14 protein-coding genes are annotated in these 17,649 nt (G+C 71.2%); 10 read left to right on the plus strand and 4 right to left on the minus strand.

Translation table 11 applies throughout. The features are described from left to right. Positions 1-37 precede the first annotated feature (37 nt). From OG792_RS05245 to OG792_RS05260, 4 genes are all read left to right on the plus strand, one after another. On the plus strand, positions 38-1,180 hold the full coding sequence (locus OG792_RS05245; RefSeq protein ID WP_329107851.1) for an NAD(P)-binding domain-containing protein: 1,143 nt from the start codon (positions 38-40) through the stop codon (positions 1,178-1,180). 291 nt (positions 1,181-1,471) lie between these two features. Then, positions 1,472-1,882, plus strand: coding sequence for a hypothetical protein (locus tag OG792_RS05250; protein WP_329107853.1), 411 nt, complete (start codon positions 1,472-1,474; stop codon positions 1,880-1,882). A gap of 376 nt (positions 1,883-2,258) precedes the next feature. Further along, positions 2,259-2,651: a cupin domain-containing protein gene (locus OG792_RS05255; protein ID WP_329107855.1), complete on the plus strand. Its 393-nt coding sequence runs from the start codon at positions 2,259-2,261 to the stop codon at positions 2,649-2,651. Positions 2,652-2,711: 60 nt separating this feature from the next. Continuing rightward, positions 2,712-4,532, plus strand: coding sequence for a glycoside hydrolase family 15 protein (locus OG792_RS05260; RefSeq protein ID WP_329107857.1), 1,821 nt, complete (start codon positions 2,712-2,714; stop codon positions 4,530-4,532). Between the two features lie 22 nt (positions 4,533-4,554). On the opposite strand, the gene OG792_RS05265 is transcribed toward OG792_RS05260, so the two are convergent. Beyond that, positions 4,555-6,786 carry a catalase gene (locus OG792_RS05265; protein WP_442932442.1) on the minus strand — a complete coding sequence of 744 codons (2,232 nt, stop codon included), beginning with the start codon at positions 6,784-6,786 and terminating at the stop codon, positions 4,555-4,557. Between the two features lie 30 nt (positions 6,787-6,816). Beyond that, a complete protein-coding gene (locus OG792_RS05270; RefSeq protein WP_329107861.1) occupies positions 6,817-8,025 on the minus strand; it encodes a threonine synthase in 1,209 nt (402 codons plus the stop codon). Positions 8,026-8,222: 197 nt separating this feature from the next. On the opposite strand from OG792_RS05270, the gene OG792_RS05275 reads away from it, so the two are divergent. The 4 genes from OG792_RS05275 (at position 8,223) to OG792_RS05290 (ending at position 13,068) form a co-directional block, all read left to right on the plus strand. After that, on the plus strand, positions 8,223-9,008 hold the full coding sequence (locus OG792_RS05275; protein ID WP_329107863.1) for an aldo/keto reductase: 786 nt from the start codon (positions 8,223-8,225) through the stop codon (positions 9,006-9,008). 234 nt (positions 9,009-9,242) lie between these two features. After that, a complete protein-coding gene (locus tag OG792_RS05280) occupies positions 9,243-11,048 on the plus strand; it encodes an IPT/TIG domain-containing protein (protein WP_329107865.1) in 1,806 nt (601 codons plus the stop codon). A 135-nt stretch (positions 11,049-11,183) separates the two neighbouring features. Beyond that, the gene (locus OG792_RS05285) at positions 11,184-11,573 is read left to right on the plus strand and encodes a TOBE domain-containing protein (RefSeq protein ID WP_329107867.1); all 390 of its coding nucleotides are present in this window, start codon (positions 11,184-11,186) and stop codon (positions 11,571-11,573) included. Positions 11,574-12,015: 442 nt separating this feature from the next. Next, a complete protein-coding gene (locus tag OG792_RS05290) occupies positions 12,016-13,068 on the plus strand; it encodes a hypothetical protein (protein WP_329107869.1) in 1,053 nt (350 codons plus the stop codon). A gap of 75 nt (positions 13,069-13,143) precedes the next feature. On the opposite strand, the gene OG792_RS05295 is transcribed toward OG792_RS05290, so the two are convergent. Next, positions 13,144-14,292: a GH12 family glycosyl hydrolase domain-containing protein gene (locus tag OG792_RS05295; RefSeq protein WP_329107871.1), complete on the minus strand. Its 1,149-nt coding sequence runs from the start codon at positions 14,290-14,292 to the stop codon at positions 13,144-13,146. Between the two features lie 338 nt (positions 14,293-14,630). Further along, positions 14,631-15,422 (minus strand): IclR family transcriptional regulator, encoded by a 792-nt coding sequence (locus OG792_RS05300; RefSeq protein WP_329107873.1) that lies wholly within the window; start codon positions 15,420-15,422, stop codon positions 14,631-14,633. Positions 15,423-15,803: 381 nt separating this feature from the next. Between OG792_RS05300 and eda the strand changes: the two genes are divergently transcribed. Both eda and OG792_RS05310 read left to right on the plus strand, forming a co-directional pair. Next, the gene (eda, locus tag OG792_RS05305) at positions 15,804-16,517 is read left to right on the plus strand and encodes a bifunctional 4-hydroxy-2-oxoglutarate aldolase/2-dehydro-3-deoxy-phosphogluconate aldolase (protein WP_329107875.1); all 714 of its coding nucleotides are present in this window, start codon (positions 15,804-15,806) and stop codon (positions 16,515-16,517) included. A 2-nt stretch (positions 16,518-16,519) separates the two neighbouring features. Next, the gene (locus OG792_RS05310; protein ID WP_329107877.1) at positions 16,520-17,617 is read left to right on the plus strand and encodes a sugar kinase; all 1,098 of its coding nucleotides are present in this window, start codon (positions 16,520-16,522) and stop codon (positions 17,615-17,617) included. Positions 17,618-17,649: the final 32 nt, after the last annotated feature.

Here is a 17,649-nt window from a genome sequence, read left to right on the forward strand (position 1 = left end):
CGGTACGGATTCCGCCGCCGAACCGGTTGTACGAGCCGTGGGCGGCCGTGATGTCGACGTGGTGGTGATCGGAGCCGGTCAGGCCGGGCTCTCCGTCGGATACTTCCTGCACCGGGCCGGGTTCACACCCGAGACCGGTTTCGTGCTGCTCGACGGCGACGACGGGCCGGGCGGCGCGTGGCGGCACCGGTGGCGGACGCTGCGGCTGGACGGCGTACACGGGATCCATGATCTGCCCGGACTGGCGCTCGGGCCGGCCGACCCGACCCGCCGCGCGGCCGACGTGGTGGCCGAGTACTTCGGGGCGTACGAGCGCGAGTTCGGGTTGCCGGTGCACCGCCCGATCCGGGTCGACGCGGTCCACGATCGGCCCGACGGCCGGCTCGACGTGGTCGCCACGCGGGTCGACGCGGTCCATGACCAGCGGGACGGCCGGTTCGGTGCGCGGGTCGGTGCCGGTTCGGAGGCCGCCACCGTCACCTGGACCGCCCGCGCGTTGGTCAACGCGACCGGTACCTGGACCAGGCCGTTCTGGCCGCACTATCCCGGCCAGGAGCTGTTCCGGGGCCGGCAGTTGCACACCGCCGACTACCGGGATCCGGCCGACTTTGCCGGGCGGCACGTGGTCGTGGTCGGTGGCGGCACCTCGGCGGTACAACTGCTCGGCGAGATCTCCGAGGTGGCCCGGACCACCTGGGTCACCCGCCGGCCGCCGGTGTTCCGGCAGGGTGAGTTCACCCGTGAGGAGCACGGCCGGGCCGCCGTCGCCCTGGTCGACCAGGCGGTACGGGCCGGTCGCCCACCGGGCAGCGTGGTCGGCGTGACCGGGCTGGTCGACACGCCCAGGGTGCGCGAGCTGCGGGAACGCGGTGTGCTGCGGCGGTTGCCGATGTTCGACCGGATCACCCCGGACGGGGTCGCCTGGGCCGACGGCAGTGTGGTCCGCGCCGACGTGATCCTCTGGTGCACCGGGTTCCGGGCCGCCCTGGACCACCTCGCTCCGCTGCGGCTGCGGGCACCGGGCGGCGGGATCGTCATGGACGGCACCCGGGTGGTCGCCGATCCGCGGATCCAGCTGGTTGGTTACGGTCCGTCGGCGAGCACCATCGGCGCGAACCGGGCCGGGCGAGCGGCCGTACGCGAGGTTCGGCGTCTGCTGCGTCCGGTGGCCGTCGGCTGATGGTCCAGCCGGGTGGCCTTCCATCCGTGCGGAGCAGCCTGGAGGTTCAACCGTCGTCCACAGTGGAGAGGTGCCGCCCGGCGATTTGCGAACCTTGCTCGCGTATATGGGGGGCTGTCGTTGATTGTACAGGTGTACGAGCTGGTCACTGGCGGTAGTCGCGCCTAGCCTTAGAGGGGTAATTGGCATTGATCAGGCGTAATTCCACCTTTGTTCCCTGATCAGACTATCCATGCCGTTTCCTCCATTCTCGCGGGCTGCCGTCAGCCCGCCCCACCAAGGAGCACCGCCATGGCCGAAGCCGCCACCAGCAAGAGCAAGCCAACCGCCCAGCCGTCCGCCACCGCCGAAGCGGCCGGAGCCCACGCCGAGTTCGTCCCGTCCACCACCGCCGGGCTGCCGCCCACCGCCCAGACCCTCTTCGCCGTCGTCAACGGCGGCAACGGCGCGGTCGTACGCGGATACGGCGTGCTCTCCGCCGCCCGCCTGAGCGTCGGCATGTACCAGGTGATCTTCAACCACGACCTCACCGGCTCGGCCTACCTGGGCACGATCGGGCTGACCGGCAGCGACGGCCAGTCGCCCCCGGGTGAGATCGCCGTGGTCGGCCGGACCGGCGTCGTCAACGGCGTCTTCGTCCAGACCTTCAGCTCCACCGGCGTACTCGCCGACCGTTCGTTCCACCTCGCTGTGCTTTCCTGACACCCCGACCAGCGGTCCCCGGAACCGGCTCAGGTTCCGGGGACCACTGGTGTCACGGGTCACGGGTCACCTGCCACGTCTCGCAGCAACGGGTGGGGAGTGTGCCCGGTGGGTACACGAGCGCGCGGCGCCGCCCGACGTGTGCCGGGCGTCGCCGCGCTCTGGCCGTCTCCCACCGTCGCAGCCCTTCGGCAGTACGCCAGCGAGGACCTGGCTCGACCGGCCCCGGGGTGCCCGTAGCGCCGATCAGTCAATGACGTTCCCGCCCCGGTGGGTGGCAAACCTTCACCGCCGCATCGATTGTCGATGCCCGGACCCGACACCTGATCCGCCCGGTCGCGCGTCATCCGGTCGCCGTCCGGGTAAGTAGGCGGACATGGAGCATTTCACTATCGCGACCGTCGCCGAGAAGAGTCCGGATTTCCGTCGGGTGCTCTGGACCGGCGAGCACACCCAACTCGTCATCATGACCATTCCGGCCGACGGTGAGATCGGCGAGGAGGTCCACGAGGACACCGACCAGATCCTCACCTTCGTCAGCGGCACCGGCGAGGCCCGGGTGGCCGGCAAGACCAAGGCGGTGGCCCAGGGTGACCTGGTGGTGGTGCCGGCGGGGACGAAGCACAACTTCGTGAACACCGGCCCCAACCCGCTGGTGCTCTACACCGTCTACGGCCCGCCGGAGCACGCCGACCAGGCGGTGCACAAGACCAAGGACGAGGCCGACGCCGCCGAGGAAGCCGGCCAGGACGAGCCGCCGACCTCCTGAGCCCGACGATCGCGCCGACCTCCCGAGGCTGAGCGGTGGGGATCGGGGTATCCGGGGGCGGTGTCCGTACCGGTGAACACCGACGCCCCGATCTCCGACTACGGCTTTCTCTCCGACTGCCGATCGGCGGCGCTGGTCGGCCGGGGCGGCTCGGTCGACTGGTGGTGCCCGGCCCGGTTCGACAGCCCGTCGGTCTTCGGCCGGCTGCTCGACCCGGACGCCGGGCACTGGCGCCTGGCCCCGACCGCGCAGGGGCACCACGGTTACCGGACCGAACGGGACTACCTGCCGGGCACACTGGTGCTGCGTACCGTGCACCACACCGACAGCGGGAGCGTGGCGGTCACCGACGCGCTCGCCATCGAACCGGGGGCGCGCGGGCACGACCTGGGCCGGCGTTCGCCGGCGGTGCTGCTGCGCGTCGTCGAGGGGCTGACGGGCAGCGTACGGATGCGGACCGAGTTCGTACCCCGCCCCGAGTACGGCCTGCTGGCGCCGTACGTGCACCACGAGCGGGGCCGGGTGGTGGCGGCGGCCGGGCCGGCGACGCTGACCCTGAGCGCACCGGTGTCGCTGCACTGCGAGCGGGGCGACGCCACCGCCGAGTTCGACGTCGCCGCCGGACAGGTGGTCGAGTTCGAGCTCGCGTACGCGCCGGCGTACGGCCCGGCGGTGCCGGGCGACGATCCCGCCCGGCGGGCGAGTGTCGCCGACACCGCGCAGGCGTGGCGCTCGCTCGGGTCGGTGCACAGTTACCGGGGGCGGTACGCCGCCCAGGTGCGGCGCAGCGCACTGGTGTTGCAGGGGCTGACGTACGTGCCGAGCGGGACCCTGGTGGCCGCCGCCACGACCTCGCTGCCGGAGGACCCCGGCGGCAGCCGGAACTACGACTACCGGTACGCCTGGCTGCGCGACTTCGCGTTCACCATGCAGGCGCTCTGGGTGGCCGCCTGCCCGGACGAGACGTCCCGCCTGTTCGCCTGGGCGGCCCGTTCGGCCGGTCGGATCGGCTCCGACCCGATCCAGATCATGTACGGCGTGGAGGGTGAACGGGACCTGACCGAGCACTCGTTGGCGCACCTGCGCGGCTACGCGAACAGCCGCCCGGTCCGGGTCGGCAACGACGCCTGGGGGCAGCGCCAGCTCGACGTACCGGGCGAGATCTTCGCCGCCACGAAGCGGCTCAGCGACCAGCTCGGCGCCTTCGACGACGAGTTGCGGGCGATGCTGATCGACCTCGCCGACGGGGTGGCGGGCAGCTGGCGGGAGCCGGACTGCGGCATGTGGGAGGAGCGGGGCACCGAGCGGCAGTTCCTGTCGTCGAAGGTGATGGCCTGGTTGGCGCTGGACCGCGCGGTGCAGTTGGCACCCAAGCTCGGTACGCACGGACAGGCGCGGGTGAGCCGCTGGTCCTCGGCGCGGGACGAGGTCCGGGCGATGGTGCTGGCGGAGGGCTGGAACGAGCGCCTCGGCGCGTACGTCGGGGTGATCGGCACCGACGAACTGGACGCCTCGGCACTGATCATGCCGCTGACGGGGTTCCTGCCGGCGGCCGAGCCGAGGATGCGGTCGACGATCGAGGTGATCGAGAGCCGGCTGGGCAGCGACGGGCTGATCCGGCGCTGGTCGGGTGACCCGGCGGCGTTCGTACTCTGCACGTTCTGGCTGGTCGAGTGCCTGGACATGATCGGTAAGCGGGAACGCGCCGAGGCGCTGTTCGAACGTACCCTGGCCCGCAGCAACGACCTGGGACTCTTCGCCGAGCAGATCGACCCGGCCAGCGGCCAGCATCTCGGCAACACGCCGCAGGCACTCTCCCACGTCGGCCTGATCAACGCCGCCTGGCAACTCACCCAGCCAAACCCGGTCTTCCGGGGCTGAGTCCGCCCGACCTGCCCGAAGGTCAGGCCGGGACCACGTCCAGTGCCCGGTCGAAGTGTCGGTGCCGGGCCACTGCCTCGACGAAGCTGGCGACGAAGTCGTCACCCGCCGCCCCGGCCGCTGACTGGACGACCACTCCGGCGGCCCGGCCCACGCCGCTGCGGTCCGGTGCCGGGGTGGTCAGCCCGGCCTGGTTGAACACCGTCAGCCCGTGGCCGAGGATGCCGATCGGCTTGGCGTGCTTGTACGCCTCGGCGACGAAGTGGACCGCGTACCCGTCACCGGCCAGCGCCACCGCGGCGTCCTCGCCGGCCGGCAGCAGCACCGCGTCGTAGAGGACCGAGGCGACGGTGGTCATCGCCCTGGTGACCGGCAGGGCGCCGCCGTCGGCGGTGGTCACGTTTCCGTCGACCGGGGCGAGCAACTCGACGGTGGCGCCCAGCCGGGTCAGCGCCTGCTCCAGCACGGTGACGCTCTGCCGGTCCACCCCGTCGGTGACCAGGACCGCGATCTTCCGGCCGAGGATCGTCTCCCGGGCCGTGTCGGCCTGGCTCAGCGCGGGGGAGCGGCGGCCGTGGTTCTCACCCTCCGGTTCCGGTGCGGGCACCCCGATCCCGGCCGCGACGGCGGTGGCCAGCCGGTGGTCGATCCGGTTGAGGTGCGACACCATCAGCGCGCGGATCCGGGGCCGGGTGACCTTGCCCAGCTCGAACCGGTACGCGGCCACTATGTGTTCCCGCTCCCAGTCGGACATGCTGTTCCAGAACAGGGTGGCCTGGCCGTAGTGGTCGGCGAAGGTGGCGCTGCGGCGGCGTTCCTTCGGCCCGTCCACCCGTTCCGGGTAGTGGACGTACGGCTGCGCGTCCGGCCCGGCGATCAGCGGACCGTCGTCGCCGATCGAGTGCGGGTGGTAGTTGGCCGGTCCGCGTCGGATCGTCTGCTGGTGGAAGCCGTCCTGCTGGTGGTTGGCCACCGGTGCGACCGGCTGGTTGATCGGGAGCTGGGCGAAGTTCGGGCCGCCGAGGCGGGTGAGCTGGGTGTCGAGGTAGGAGAAGAGCCGGGCCTGCAACAGCGGGTCGTCGGTGAAGTCGATGCCCGGCACCACGTTGCCGATGCAGAACGCCACCTGTTCGGTCTCGGCGAAGAAGTTCTCCGGGTTGCGGTCGAGCACCATCCGCCCGACCGGCGTCACCGGCACCACCTCCTCCGGGATGATCTTCGTCGGGTCGAGCAGGTCGATGTCGTCGAAGGCGTACTCCTGGTCCTCCGGGATGAACTGCATGCCGAGTTCGTACTCCGGGAAGTGGCCGGCGTCGATCGCCTCCCACAGGTCCCGGCGGTTGAAGTCCGGGTCCTTGCCGGCGATCTTCTGCGCCTCGTCCCAGACCAGCGAGTGGGTGCCGAGCACCGGCGTCCAGTGGAACTTCACGAACGTCGCCCGACCGGCCGCGTTCACCAGCCGGAACGTGTGTACGCCGAAGCCCTGCATGGTGCGGAAGCTGCGCGGGATCGCCCGGTCGGACATCAGCCAGATGACGTGGTGCATCGTCTCCGGTTGCAGCGACACGAAGTCCCAGAACGTGTCGTGCGCGGAGGCGGCCTGCGGCATCTCGTGCTGCGGCTCCGGCTTGAGCGCGTGCACCAGGTCCGGGAACTTGATCCCGTCCTGGATGAAGAAGACCGGCATGTTGTTGCCGACCAGGTCGAAGTTGCCCTGCTCGGTGTAGAACTTCGTGGCGAAACCGCGTACGTCGCGCGGGGTGTCCGCCGAGCCACGGGATCCCTGCACGGTGGAGAACCGGACGAACACCGGCGTACGCGCCGACGGGTCGTGCAGGAAGCTGGCGGCGGTACGGTCGGCCAGCGACTCGTACACCTGGAAGTAACCGTGCGCGCCCGACCCGCGTGCGTGGACCACCCGCTCCGGGATCCGCTCGTGGTCGAAGCGCATGATCTTCTCGCGCAGGTGGAAGTCTTCGAGCAGGCTCGGCCCACGGGCGCCGGCCCGCAGCGAGTTGTCCGTGTCCGACACCCGGATGCCCTGGTCGGTGGTCAGGTACCCGGTCAGCGGATCGACCTGCGCGGCGGCCAGCTGCCGAGACTTGGCGGTGGGTTCGGAGTGCGGTCGCGTGGTCATCGCGGATCCTCCCGAGGCAGGCGGTACGCGCAGTCTGTCCGGAATCGGTCCAGACTGCGTGCTTACCGCGATTCTGCGCTGACCAGGCGCGGCTCGGGCGGTTTCGGGGCAGTTCAGTGGTGTGGAGGTCGGGGCGGTTCGGCGTTGTTACGGTCGGGGCAGCACCGGCAGGTTGTCGGCGTCGACCGTCTCCGGGTACTTCAGGCCGGCACCGGTGTTGAGCACCACCACCCGCTCGTCGCCCCGGATCCAGCCACCGGCCCGCAACTGCTTCGCGGCGGTCAGGCAGGCCGCGCCCTCGGGGCAGAGCAGCAGCCCCTCACGGGCCCCGAACTCGCGCAGGTCGGCCAGGATGTCCTCGTCCCGTACGGCGATCGCGGTGCCGCCGGTGTCCCGCAGCGCGTCCAGGATCAGCTCGTCGCCCAGCGGCGCCGGCACGGTGATGCCGAACGCCACCGTCTGCGCGTCCGCCCACGGCTGCGCCCGTCGGGCGCCGGAGCCGAAGGCGCGCACGATCGGCGCGCAGCCGGTGGACTGGACCGCCACCAGCCGGGGGAAGCGGTCACCGATCCAGCCGAGCTGGCGCATCTCGTGCAGCGCCTTGTGGATGCCGATCAGCCCGACCCCGCCGCCGGTCGGGTAGAGGATGACGTCCGGCACCTGCCAGCCGAGCTGCTCGACGATCTCGTACCCCATGGTCTTCTTGCCTTCGAGCCGGTATGGCTCCTTGAGCGTGCTCGCGTCGAAGATCGGGCCCTCGGGCGAGTCCGCCGACGCGGCGATCAGACCGGCGATGTAGCGGCCGGCGTCGTTGATCAGGCCGTCGATCAGGTGCAGGTCGCCACCGGCGGCGATGACCTCGCGCCGGGTGATGGTCGGCGCCGCGACCGGCATCGCGATGGTCGCGCCCATGCCGGCACGGGCGGCGTAGGTGGCCCAGGCGGCGCCCGCGTTGCCGTTGGTCGGCATCGCCACCCGGCGGATCCCGAGTTCCCTGGCCCGGCTGACCCCGACGGCCGCGCCGCGCGCCTTGAACGAACCGGTGGGGATCAGCCCCTCATCCTTGATCAACAGGCCGGGCAGGCCGATCCCGGCGCCGTAGCGGGGCGCCTTCACCATCGGCGTCCAACCCTCGCCCAGCGTGGTCACGTTCGCGTCGTCGGCCACCGGCAGCAACTCCCGGTAGCGCCACAGGTCGGCCGGGCGGCCGGCGATCTCGGTCGGCTTGACCGCGGCGGCCACCGCGTCCAGGTCGTACCGGGCCAGCAGGGGAGAGCCGCAGGAGCAGAGGTTCTGCGGCCGGTCGGCTTCGGCGGTCTCGCCGCAGCGCGGGCACTCCAGGTGGGTCAGGTACACCGTTCTCCTCGGGTCCGTGCGGCGGAACGACTCGGAGCGGGCGTCCGCGCGCCGGGGCACCGTCCGAAGATCAGAAACTGTACGCCGGTCGGCTGGGCGATCCCGCGCAGACGTCCGGAGCCGTCACCGGCACGCGTATTGTCCCCCCGACCCGGCGACCCCGTGCATGGTCCCGGCCACTGCGGGTAGGAGACGCCATGACCTCATCTGTGGACCAACCGACGGTCGCCCTCCCCGGCGAGGTGGCGATGCCACTGGTCGGGTTCGGCACCTGGCAGGCCACCGGTCGGGCCGGTTACGAGGCGGTACGGGCCGCACTGGAGGCCGGCTACCGGCACATCGACACCGCCACCGCGTACGGCAACGAGGACGAGGTGGGGCGGGCCCTGCGGGACAGCGGGGTGCCGCGCGAGGAGGTCTTCCTCACCACCAAACTGCCGCCCGAACACGCCGGCCACGAACGGCGTACGTTGGCCGCCAGCCTGGCCGCCCTCGGCACCGACTACGTCGACCTGTGGCTGATCCACTGGCCGCCGCAGCGGGGTGGCGGACTCGACGTCTGGCGGGAGTTCCTGGCCGTACGCACCGAGGGGCTGGCCCGTGCGGTCGGCGTGAGCAACTACGGCACCACCCAGCTCGACGTGCTGATCCAGGCCACCGAGGAGCCGCCGGCGGTGAACCAGATCCGCTGGGGCCCGACCCTGTACGACCCGGACCGGCTGGCCGAGAACCGGCAGCGCGGGGTGGCGCTGGAGGGGTACAGCCCGTTCAAGACCACCGACCTGAACCACCCGGTGCTGGTCGACATCGCCCGCGCGCACGACGTCACCACCAGCCAGGTGGTGCTCCGCTGGCACGTCGACCACGGCGTGGTGGTGATCCCCAAGTCGGTGACGGCGGACCGGATCCGGGCCAACTTCGACGTGTTCGGCTTCTCGCTCGACGAGGACGAACTGCGCCGCATCGACGCCCTCGCCGGCTAGCCCATCGCCTTCGACCTTTTGTGTACTTTGCCAGGCTTGTACGCCTTGAGGGGGATAGGCCCCTTTTGGTAGTAACTGCCACTAAATGCCGTCGTTACTGAGATCAGGTTTGAGTAGCTCCTTCTCGTTCCGCGAGAAGACTCTGGCGTGATCTGAGACGAGGCAACGGTGCGTCCTTTCTGGCGAAACACGTCCACAGCGGTACTGACCCTCGCGGTCGCCGGAGCGGCGGTCATGGGTCCCGCCACGCCCGCCCTCGCGGCGCCCGGCGACGCGCGGGCCCGAGGGGTGGTGGTCGACCTCGACGCCTCCGTCGCCGGCATCCCGATCATCACGGCGAACGCCACCATCGGCGACGTCAGCGCCCCGCCCGGCGGCGGCACCGACTCGGACACCGCACTGGCGATCAGCCTGCCCGGTGCGCTCGGTGTGACCGCCAGCGGCACCGTGAACGTCAGCGCCAGCCGGGATCCGGGCATCTCGTCCGCCACCTCGGAGATCGAGAACCTGTCGCTGGGCATCCTCGGCGCCAGCGTCGTCACCGCCAGCGCGATCACCGCGGCGGTGACCTGCCCGGCCGTCGGTGCGCAGACCGCCGACACCACGATCGCCGGCCTGAACCTGTTCGGCACGCCGGTCGTGGTGGTCCCCAACACCCCCGGAGTCAACGCCAGCCTCGCGGTCGGCATCCCCGGCGTGGTCGGCGCCGCGCTCAACGTCACCCTGACCGGGGTCGAGACGGTCGCCGCCGGCAGCGCCACCGCGACCGCCCTGCTCGCCGCCGTGACCATCACCGGCCAGGTGCTCGGCCTGCCGATCAACGTCAACGTCGGTAGCGTGATCCTCGCCGAGGCCAGTTGCGAACGGGCGGCGGCCCCGCCGGCACCGACCGCCGCGTCGATCAACCCGAACTCCGGGCCGCAGTCCGGCGGCCAGCAGATCACCATCATCGGCACGAACTTCGTCCCCGGCAACACCACGGTCACCTTCGACGGCGTACCGGCCACCACCGTGGTGGTGGCGACCGATGGCAACACGCTGGTCGCGACCACCCCGGCCGGTGCGGTCGGACCCGCCTCGGTCGTGGTCACCACCCCGAGCGGATCGGCGGCACCGCTGGCGTACACCTATCTCGCCGACGGCAGCGACGCGAACGTCACCAGCCTGACCCCGACCTCCGGTCCGACCGCCGGCGGCACCCAGGTCACCATCACCGGCACCGGATTCCAGGGCGCCACCGGGGTGACCTTCGACGGCACCCCGGGCACCGGCTTCACGGTCAACCCGGCGGGCACCACGATCACCGTGATGACCCCGCAGCACGCCGCCGGGGCGGTCCCGGTCAACCTGGTCTTCCCGGGCGGCACCGCGACGGCACCGAACTTCACCTACCTCGCGCCGACGATCACCAACATCAACCCGAACCAGGGCCCGACCTCGGGCGGCACCAACGTGACGATCACCGGCACCGGCTTCAGCGGCGCCACCGGGGTCACCTTCGGCGGCATCCCCGGCACCAACGTGGTGGTGAGTCCGGACGGCACCTCGCTGACCGTCACCACCCCGCCCGGACCGGTCGGACCGGTCGACGTGGTCGTGCTGCTGCCCGGCCCGGACGCCACCGCGCCGAACGGCTTCTCGTACGTCATCGCCGCGCCGACCGTCAACGGAATCAACCCGAACCAGGGGCCGACCTCCGGCGGTACCACGGTGACGGTCACCGGCAGCGGCTTCGTGCCGGGCCAGACCACGGTCACGATCTGCGGCCGGACGGTCCAGGCCAGCGCGGTCACCGTCGCGCCGAACGGGCTGTCGCTGACCTTCGTCACCCCGTCCTGCCGCAAGGGTGACACCACGGTCACCGTGACCACCCCGGCCGGTACGTCCAACGGCATCACCTTCCGGTACGTCCACGGCGGCCTGCCGATCACCGGTGCCCCGGTGGGCACCCTGTTCGCCATCGCGGTGGCACTGATCGGGGCCGGTGCGATCGCACTGACGCTGATCCGCCGCCGGGCGAGGTTCTCCTTCACCGCCTGATCCACCACCGCACCACCTGATCCACGACTGGCCGGTCCGGGCCCCGGGGCAATCGCCTCCGGGGCCCGGTTCCGTCCGGTGGTCCCGTCCGGCGGTGCCGGGGCCTGGACCGGCACCCGGCTCTAGGCTGGGCGGGTGGCGACGTACCGGATTGGTGAGGCGGCCGACTTGCTCGGGGTCAGCGTGGACACGGTCCGGCGCTGGGTGGACGCGGGCCGACTCGCCGCTACCCGGGACGGGCACGGCCACCGGACGATCGCCGGTGCCGACCTGGCCGTTTTCGCCCAGTCGCTGGCCGAGGCGCCCGACGGCGGCACCGGGCGCTCGTCGGCGCGCAACCGGCTGCGCGGGATCGTGACCGCGGTGAGCCGGGACTCGGTGATGGCACAGGTCGACATCCAGGCCGGGCCGTTCCGGGTGGTGTCGCTGATGAGCCGGGAGGCCGTCGACGAACTCGGGCTCGACGTGGGGTCGACGGCGGTCGCGGTGATCAAGTCGACCACCGTCGTGGTGGAGCGGGCCTGACCGGTCCGCGCGCCGACCGGACCGATTCCGTACGCCGACCAGTCCGAAATGGACAGTGGCTCGACCGCCCCGGAACCGACCACCACGGGGCACATCCCGGACCAACCGCCGCCGCTGCCTCCGTACCGCCCCGCCATCGTCGCCCACGAGGCGCTTCGACTACGCAGAGTGTTGTAACCGGGCCCATTGAGCGATGTTGTCTCCCGGCCCTGACCTGGTGTATTACCAATCTGGACGGCCGAACTGTCAATTCCGTGACTAACAGCCAGTATGTGTAACGCCGCGCCGCGTTGCCCGTGGATTTTCTCGCCGTTCTAGGGCAAAGTGGCGTCACCCACAGACCGAACCACTCGACCCGCGCCCTGACCGGTGGCACAGCGGGCCGGGCGAAACGGGAGGGTGGGAACAGGGACCTGGGGTGGAGCCATGGGGAGGCGCACAGATGAACAATGACGTGGACCGCGGCGGCACCGTACCGCCGCTGTGGGGGCACTACAGCGAATCGGAGCCCGATTTCGCCACCTGCCTGCTCTATCTGGACTGCGGCGACGACCCGTCCCGCAGCCTCGCACTGCTCGAACACTGGTACGACGAGGCATGCCGGCTGCTGCTGCCGTTCGTGCAGCCGGAGGGGGCACCCGAACCGTGGCTGTCGCTCAGCGCGTACGAACAGCACGCGGACGGGCGGGCCCGGCGGCGCCGCCCGCAACGCTGGGTGGACGGCCTGACCGAGGGGCTTTACCAGCTCTCGGCGCACTGGGCCGACGTCGACCCGGCGGCGGTCGCCTCCGAACTCGAACTGTACGTATTCCGGTTCGCGCCCCGACGGCACCTGAAGTTGCAGGTGTCGGTGGGCTTCGAAGGACGGCCCGGACGGCTGGCACAGGTGGTTCCGGCGCTGCTCGAACTGACCCGGCGGGTCGGCGACGTGGCGAACCCCTCGTACGGCGAGATCGTCGTCAACGCCGGAACCATCGCGCCGGCGACCCTGCTCGACTCGGTGCTCGCCCGACCGGTGGAGGAGTCGGCCCAGGCCAGCCGCGGTTACCTGCGCGGCTACGAGTGGGTGACGCTCTGCCCGGAGGAACTGCTGGCCCGCCTGGGTGGCGTCGCCGCGCTGCGGGACACCGGCGCGTTCGCCGAGGTCGTGCCGCTGTCGTACGGCGGAGCGCTGCTGCGGGCCACGTACTCGCCGGCCGACTACCGGGGTGACCGGGTCCGGGCCGTGTTCCAGGCACTGGCCCCGGTGCTGCCGCCCGGTCAACCCCGCGACCTGCCGGCCGACCTGCCCGGCCAGGATCTGAGCCGGGTCGTCTTCGCCGACGCCGGATACCCGTACGGGTCGCTGGACCTCGGTGCCGGCCTGCCGCCGAAGGACATCACCGCACCGCCGCCCGCCCGGCTACAGCAGCCGGTGCAGGCGATGGCACCGCAGGGCTGGTCCGGCTTCGGCTCGCCCGACGGCGGCGCCGCACCGGTCCGCCGCGACTACTGAGCCCCTGGTCGTCCGGGTTCCGCGAACGCGTCCCGGGCGACCAGGGGTCGATCGTCGGTCAACCGTGGCCGTTCGTCAGCCCCGGGCGCAGGCGGTGCCGTTCAGGGTGAACGCGGTCGGCGTCGTGTAGCCACCGCCGTGGGTGCCCTGGTGTCCGAAGGTGACCGTGGCGCCGGGGGCGATGGTGCCGTTCCAACCGATGTTCCGGGCGGTCACCGCTGATCCGCTCTGCGTCACGGTGGCGTTCCAGGCGCTGGTCACCTGCTGCCCTGCGGGCAGGTCGTAGGTCAGGGTCCAGCCGTTGACCGGTCCGGAGCCGGTGTTGGTGACGCTGACGTCGGCGGTGAACCCGTTCTGCCAGGAGTTCGAGGTGTAACCGACCCGGCAACTGCCCGTACCCGGATTTGGTGGCGGTGTGGTCGGCGGCCCGGCGGTCGGCGGCGTGGTCGGCGGGTTCGTCGGCGGCGTGCCGCTGTTGACCGCCGCGGCGAACGAGGTGACGCCGAGCCCGGCCCCGCCCTGCCACGGCTCGAAACCGGCCTGGATGCTGGTCAGATACCAGGAGTTGGTGATCGCGCCCCGGTTGCGCACGTCGTTGATGAAGTCGAGCACGCTGAAGTTCCAGGCGGTGATCGGCGACGGCGCGAGGTAGGAGATCACGTTGTTGCCGCCGTTGTTGCCGGTCCACACCTCCCAGCCGCGCCCGCCGACGGTCGCACTGCCGGTACGCGACCCGATCGGCTGGATCGAGCCCTGCCGGTTGAACCAGATCATGATCTCCATCTGGTTCACGCCGGTGGTCTTCGGCGCCGGATCCAACCAGATGTCATAGGACGCGTTGTACGTCGCGCCGCCGACGTACGTGTAGTTGATGCTGCTGGTGGCGCTGCTGATCCGGCTGACCTGGAGTGGCAGGTTGCTGCCCGGCGAGCAGTTGCCGTAGTGGCACCCCAGATACACCGACGGGTACGACACCGGAGCGCCGTTGGTCGGCGCCGAGCCCTGCTGGCTGAGCACCGAGAAGCCGGTCGAGGTGACGTTGATGCACTGCTGGGCGGTGGTGCCCCAGCGGTTGTTCTGGACCACGTAGCGGCCCTGGATGGTGGTCGAGCCGTACTGCTCGCAGATCTGGGTGTCGGCCTGGGCGGGGCCGGCGGCCACGATGGCGACGAGCGAACCCGCGACGAGCAGGCCGGCCGCCGCGATGGCGCGGACGGTTCTCATGGATGCTCCTTGGACGGTGGGTGGCCGTGCAGTGTGTCCCAACTGCCAACGCACTCCCCGCCAACTCCGCCGGGAGCGCTCCCATCATCCCCCAACCCATTCACCCCCGTCAAAGCCCCACCCCCTCCCCGCCCCTCCCTCCCCCTCTCCCTCCCCCTCTCCCTCCCCCTGCCCTGCCCCGCGCCCCGCGCCACCCCTCTCCCCGTCGATCTAGGGCAAATGGGGGTGATTGGAGATCAACAAGCCACCATATGCCCTAGATCCACGAGGAGAGAGGGGGCGCGGGGGGAGGGGTGGGGTGGGGTGGGGTGGGTGGGTGGGGTGGGGTGGGGTGGGGGTTAGAGGGTGGGGAGGAGGGGGCGGGCGGCTCGGATTTGGGTTAGGGCGGTGGTCAGGGCGGTGACGATTCGGGGTTCGGTGGTGGTGTCCAGGCGGGTGGCCGGGATGGAGAGGCTGATCGCGTCGGTGGCGGGGGCCTGAAGCGGTACGGCCATCGCGAAGCAGACGATGCCGTCGGTGTTCTCCTCCCGGTCCACGGCGTATCCACGGGACCGGATGGTGGCCAGCTCGTCGTGCAGGGCACCCGGATCGGTGATGGTCTGCCGGGTGAGGGCGGCGAGCGGCCAGTGCAGCAGCCGGTCGACCGCCTCGTCGGTACGTTCGGCGAGCAGCACCTTGCCCAGTGCGGTGGCGTGTGCCGGTAGGTGCCGACCGATGGCGCTGTAGAGCCGCAGCGGGTGCACCGACTCGCGTTTGGCCAGGTAGACGACGTACGGACCGTCGAGCCGGCCGAGGTGGACCGTCTCGCCGAACTCGCCGGCAAGCTGGTCGAGCACCCCGCTGAGCAGCCCGGTCACGGTGTCCGTCTCCAGGTACGCGGCACCCACCTGGAGGGACCGTACGCCCAGCCCGAAGCGGGTCCCGGTGAGATCCGCCTCGACCCAGCCGCGCCCGATCATGGTGCGCAGGATGCCGTGCAGGCTGCTCTTCGGGATGGACAGCGCGCGGGCCAGTTCGCCGAGGGAGCGGGGGCCGGCGCCGTCGGCCAGCGCCTCCAGCACGTCCAGCGTCCGCCCGGCGGACTTCACGGGCTGGAACGCCTCGCCCCTGGCCACCCCGGTTTCTGCCACGTCGTCCCTGGCCATCCTGGTTTTTGCCGCGTCGTCCCTGGCCGTCTCGCTCCCGATTGCGCTGCTCCCGATTGCGCTGCTCCCGGTTGCGTCGCTCCTGGTTACGTCGCTCCTGCTTACGTCGCTCCTGGTTACGTCGCTTCTGGTTACGTCGCTTCTGGTTACGTCGCTTCTGGTCGCCTCGCTTCTGGTTGCGTCGGCGGTGCTCGTCATGGCGGTCACTCTAGCCCGCTTGACAGCTCGGACCGCCGCAGTAGGGTCACGTATGTGACTAGCGTTCATCATTCTGAACAATCATCGGATCTGACGGCGACGAGAGCCACGGCCACGACGAGAGCCACGGCCACGACGAGAGCCACGGCCACGACGAGAGCCACGGCCATGACGACAGCCACGGCCACGGCCGGCGTTGACGGGCGGCACTCGGTCCCGTCGGCCATCGCGGCCGGGCGGATCCTGCCGGTGGTGGTGCTCGAAGACGCGGCGGCGGCCGTTCCGCTCGCCGCCGCGCTGACCGCCGGCGGACTGCACACCGTCGAGGTGACTTTCCGGACCGCCGCCGCCGCCGAGGCCATCGCACTCATGTCCGAGCGGCCGGACCTGCTGGTCGGCGCCGGCACCGTACTCACTCCGGCGCAGGTCGACCGGGCGGTGGAGGCGGGCGCCCGGTTCGTGGTCAGCCCCGGCTTCGGGCCAGCCGTGGTCAGGCACTGCCAGGAACTGGGCGTACCGGTCTTTCCCGGTGCCGCCACCGCGACCGAGATCCAGTTCGCCCTCGACGCGGGGCTGGACACGGTGAAGTTCTTCCCGGCCGAGCAACTCGGTGGACTCAACATGATCAAGGCGCTAGCCGCGCCGTTCCGTTCGGTCCGGTTCATCCCGACCGGCGGGGTCAACACCGCCAACCTGTCCGACTACCTCGCTCATCCCGCGGTGCTCGCGGTCGGCGGTACCTGGATGGTCGCCCCGGCCCTGCTCACCGCCGGCCGGTGGGACGAGGTCACCCGGCTCACCGCCGCCGCCGTATCCGCCGCGCAAGCCGCTGCCAGCGCAAACGCCGCTGCTGGCGACGCCGCCACCGGGAGTCAGGTGTGACCGTGATCGAGCTTCGTCCCGCCGACCAGTGCCGCTACGACCTGGTGTCGCTCGGCGAGATCATGCTGCGGCTCGACCCGGGTGAGGGCCGGGTGCGTACCGCGCGGGGGTTCCGTGCCTGGGAGGGCGGCGGGGAGTACAACGTCGCCCGTGGGCTGCGCCGCTGCTTCGGACTGCGTACCGGGGTGGTCACCGCGTTCGCGGACAACGAGGTCGGCCGGCTGCTGGAGGACCTGGTCCTGACCGGCGGCGTGGACACCGCGTTGATCAAGTGGATGCCGTACGACGGGATCGGGCGCACCGTCCGCAACGGACTCAACTTCACCGAGCGGGGGTTCGGCGTACGGGGCGCGATCGGCACCTCGGACCGGGGGCACACCGCCGCCAGTCAGCTCCGCGCCGACGACGTCGACTGGGACCACCTCTTCGGCACGTTGGGCGTGCGTTGGCTGCACACCGGCGGCATCTACGCCGCCCTGTCCGAGACCACCCCGGAGACCATCGAGGCGGCGATGTCCGCCGCCCGCCGGCACGGCACGATCATCTCGTACGACCTCAACTACCGGCCCAGCCTCTGGCAGGCGGTCGGCGGGCAGGCGCGGGCGCAGGAGGTCAACCGCCGGCTGGCCCGGTACGTCGACGTGATGATCGGCAACGAGGAGGACTTCACCGCGTCGCTCGGCTTCGAGGTGCCCGGCACCGACGAGTCCCTGGCCGACCTGGACGCGGCCAACTTCCGCCGCATGATCGAGGCGGTGACCAAGGAGTACGACAACTTCCGGGTGGTCGCCACCACGCTGCGCACCGTACGCAGCGCGACGGTCAACGACTGGGGTGCGGTGGCCTGGTCCGCCGACTCGGGATTCGTCGAGGCGACACACCGGGCGGGGCTGGAGATCCTGGACCGGGTCGGCGGCGGCGACAGCTTCGCCTCCGGCCTGGTGTACGGGCTGATGGAACACGGTGACCTCGCGCTCGCGGTCGAGTACGGTGCCGCCCACGGTGCTCTGGCCATGACCACCCCCGGCGACACCTCGATGGCCAGTCGCAAGGAGGTCGAGGCGTTGATGCGGGGTGCCGGGGCCCGCGTACAGCGTTGACGATCGCCACCGGTAGGACGCGGGGCGCCACC

The sequence above is a fragment of the Micromonospora sp. NBC_01699 genome (assembly GCF_036250065.1).
Classification (GTDB): Bacteria; Actinomycetota; Actinomycetes; order Mycobacteriales; family Micromonosporaceae; genus Micromonospora_G.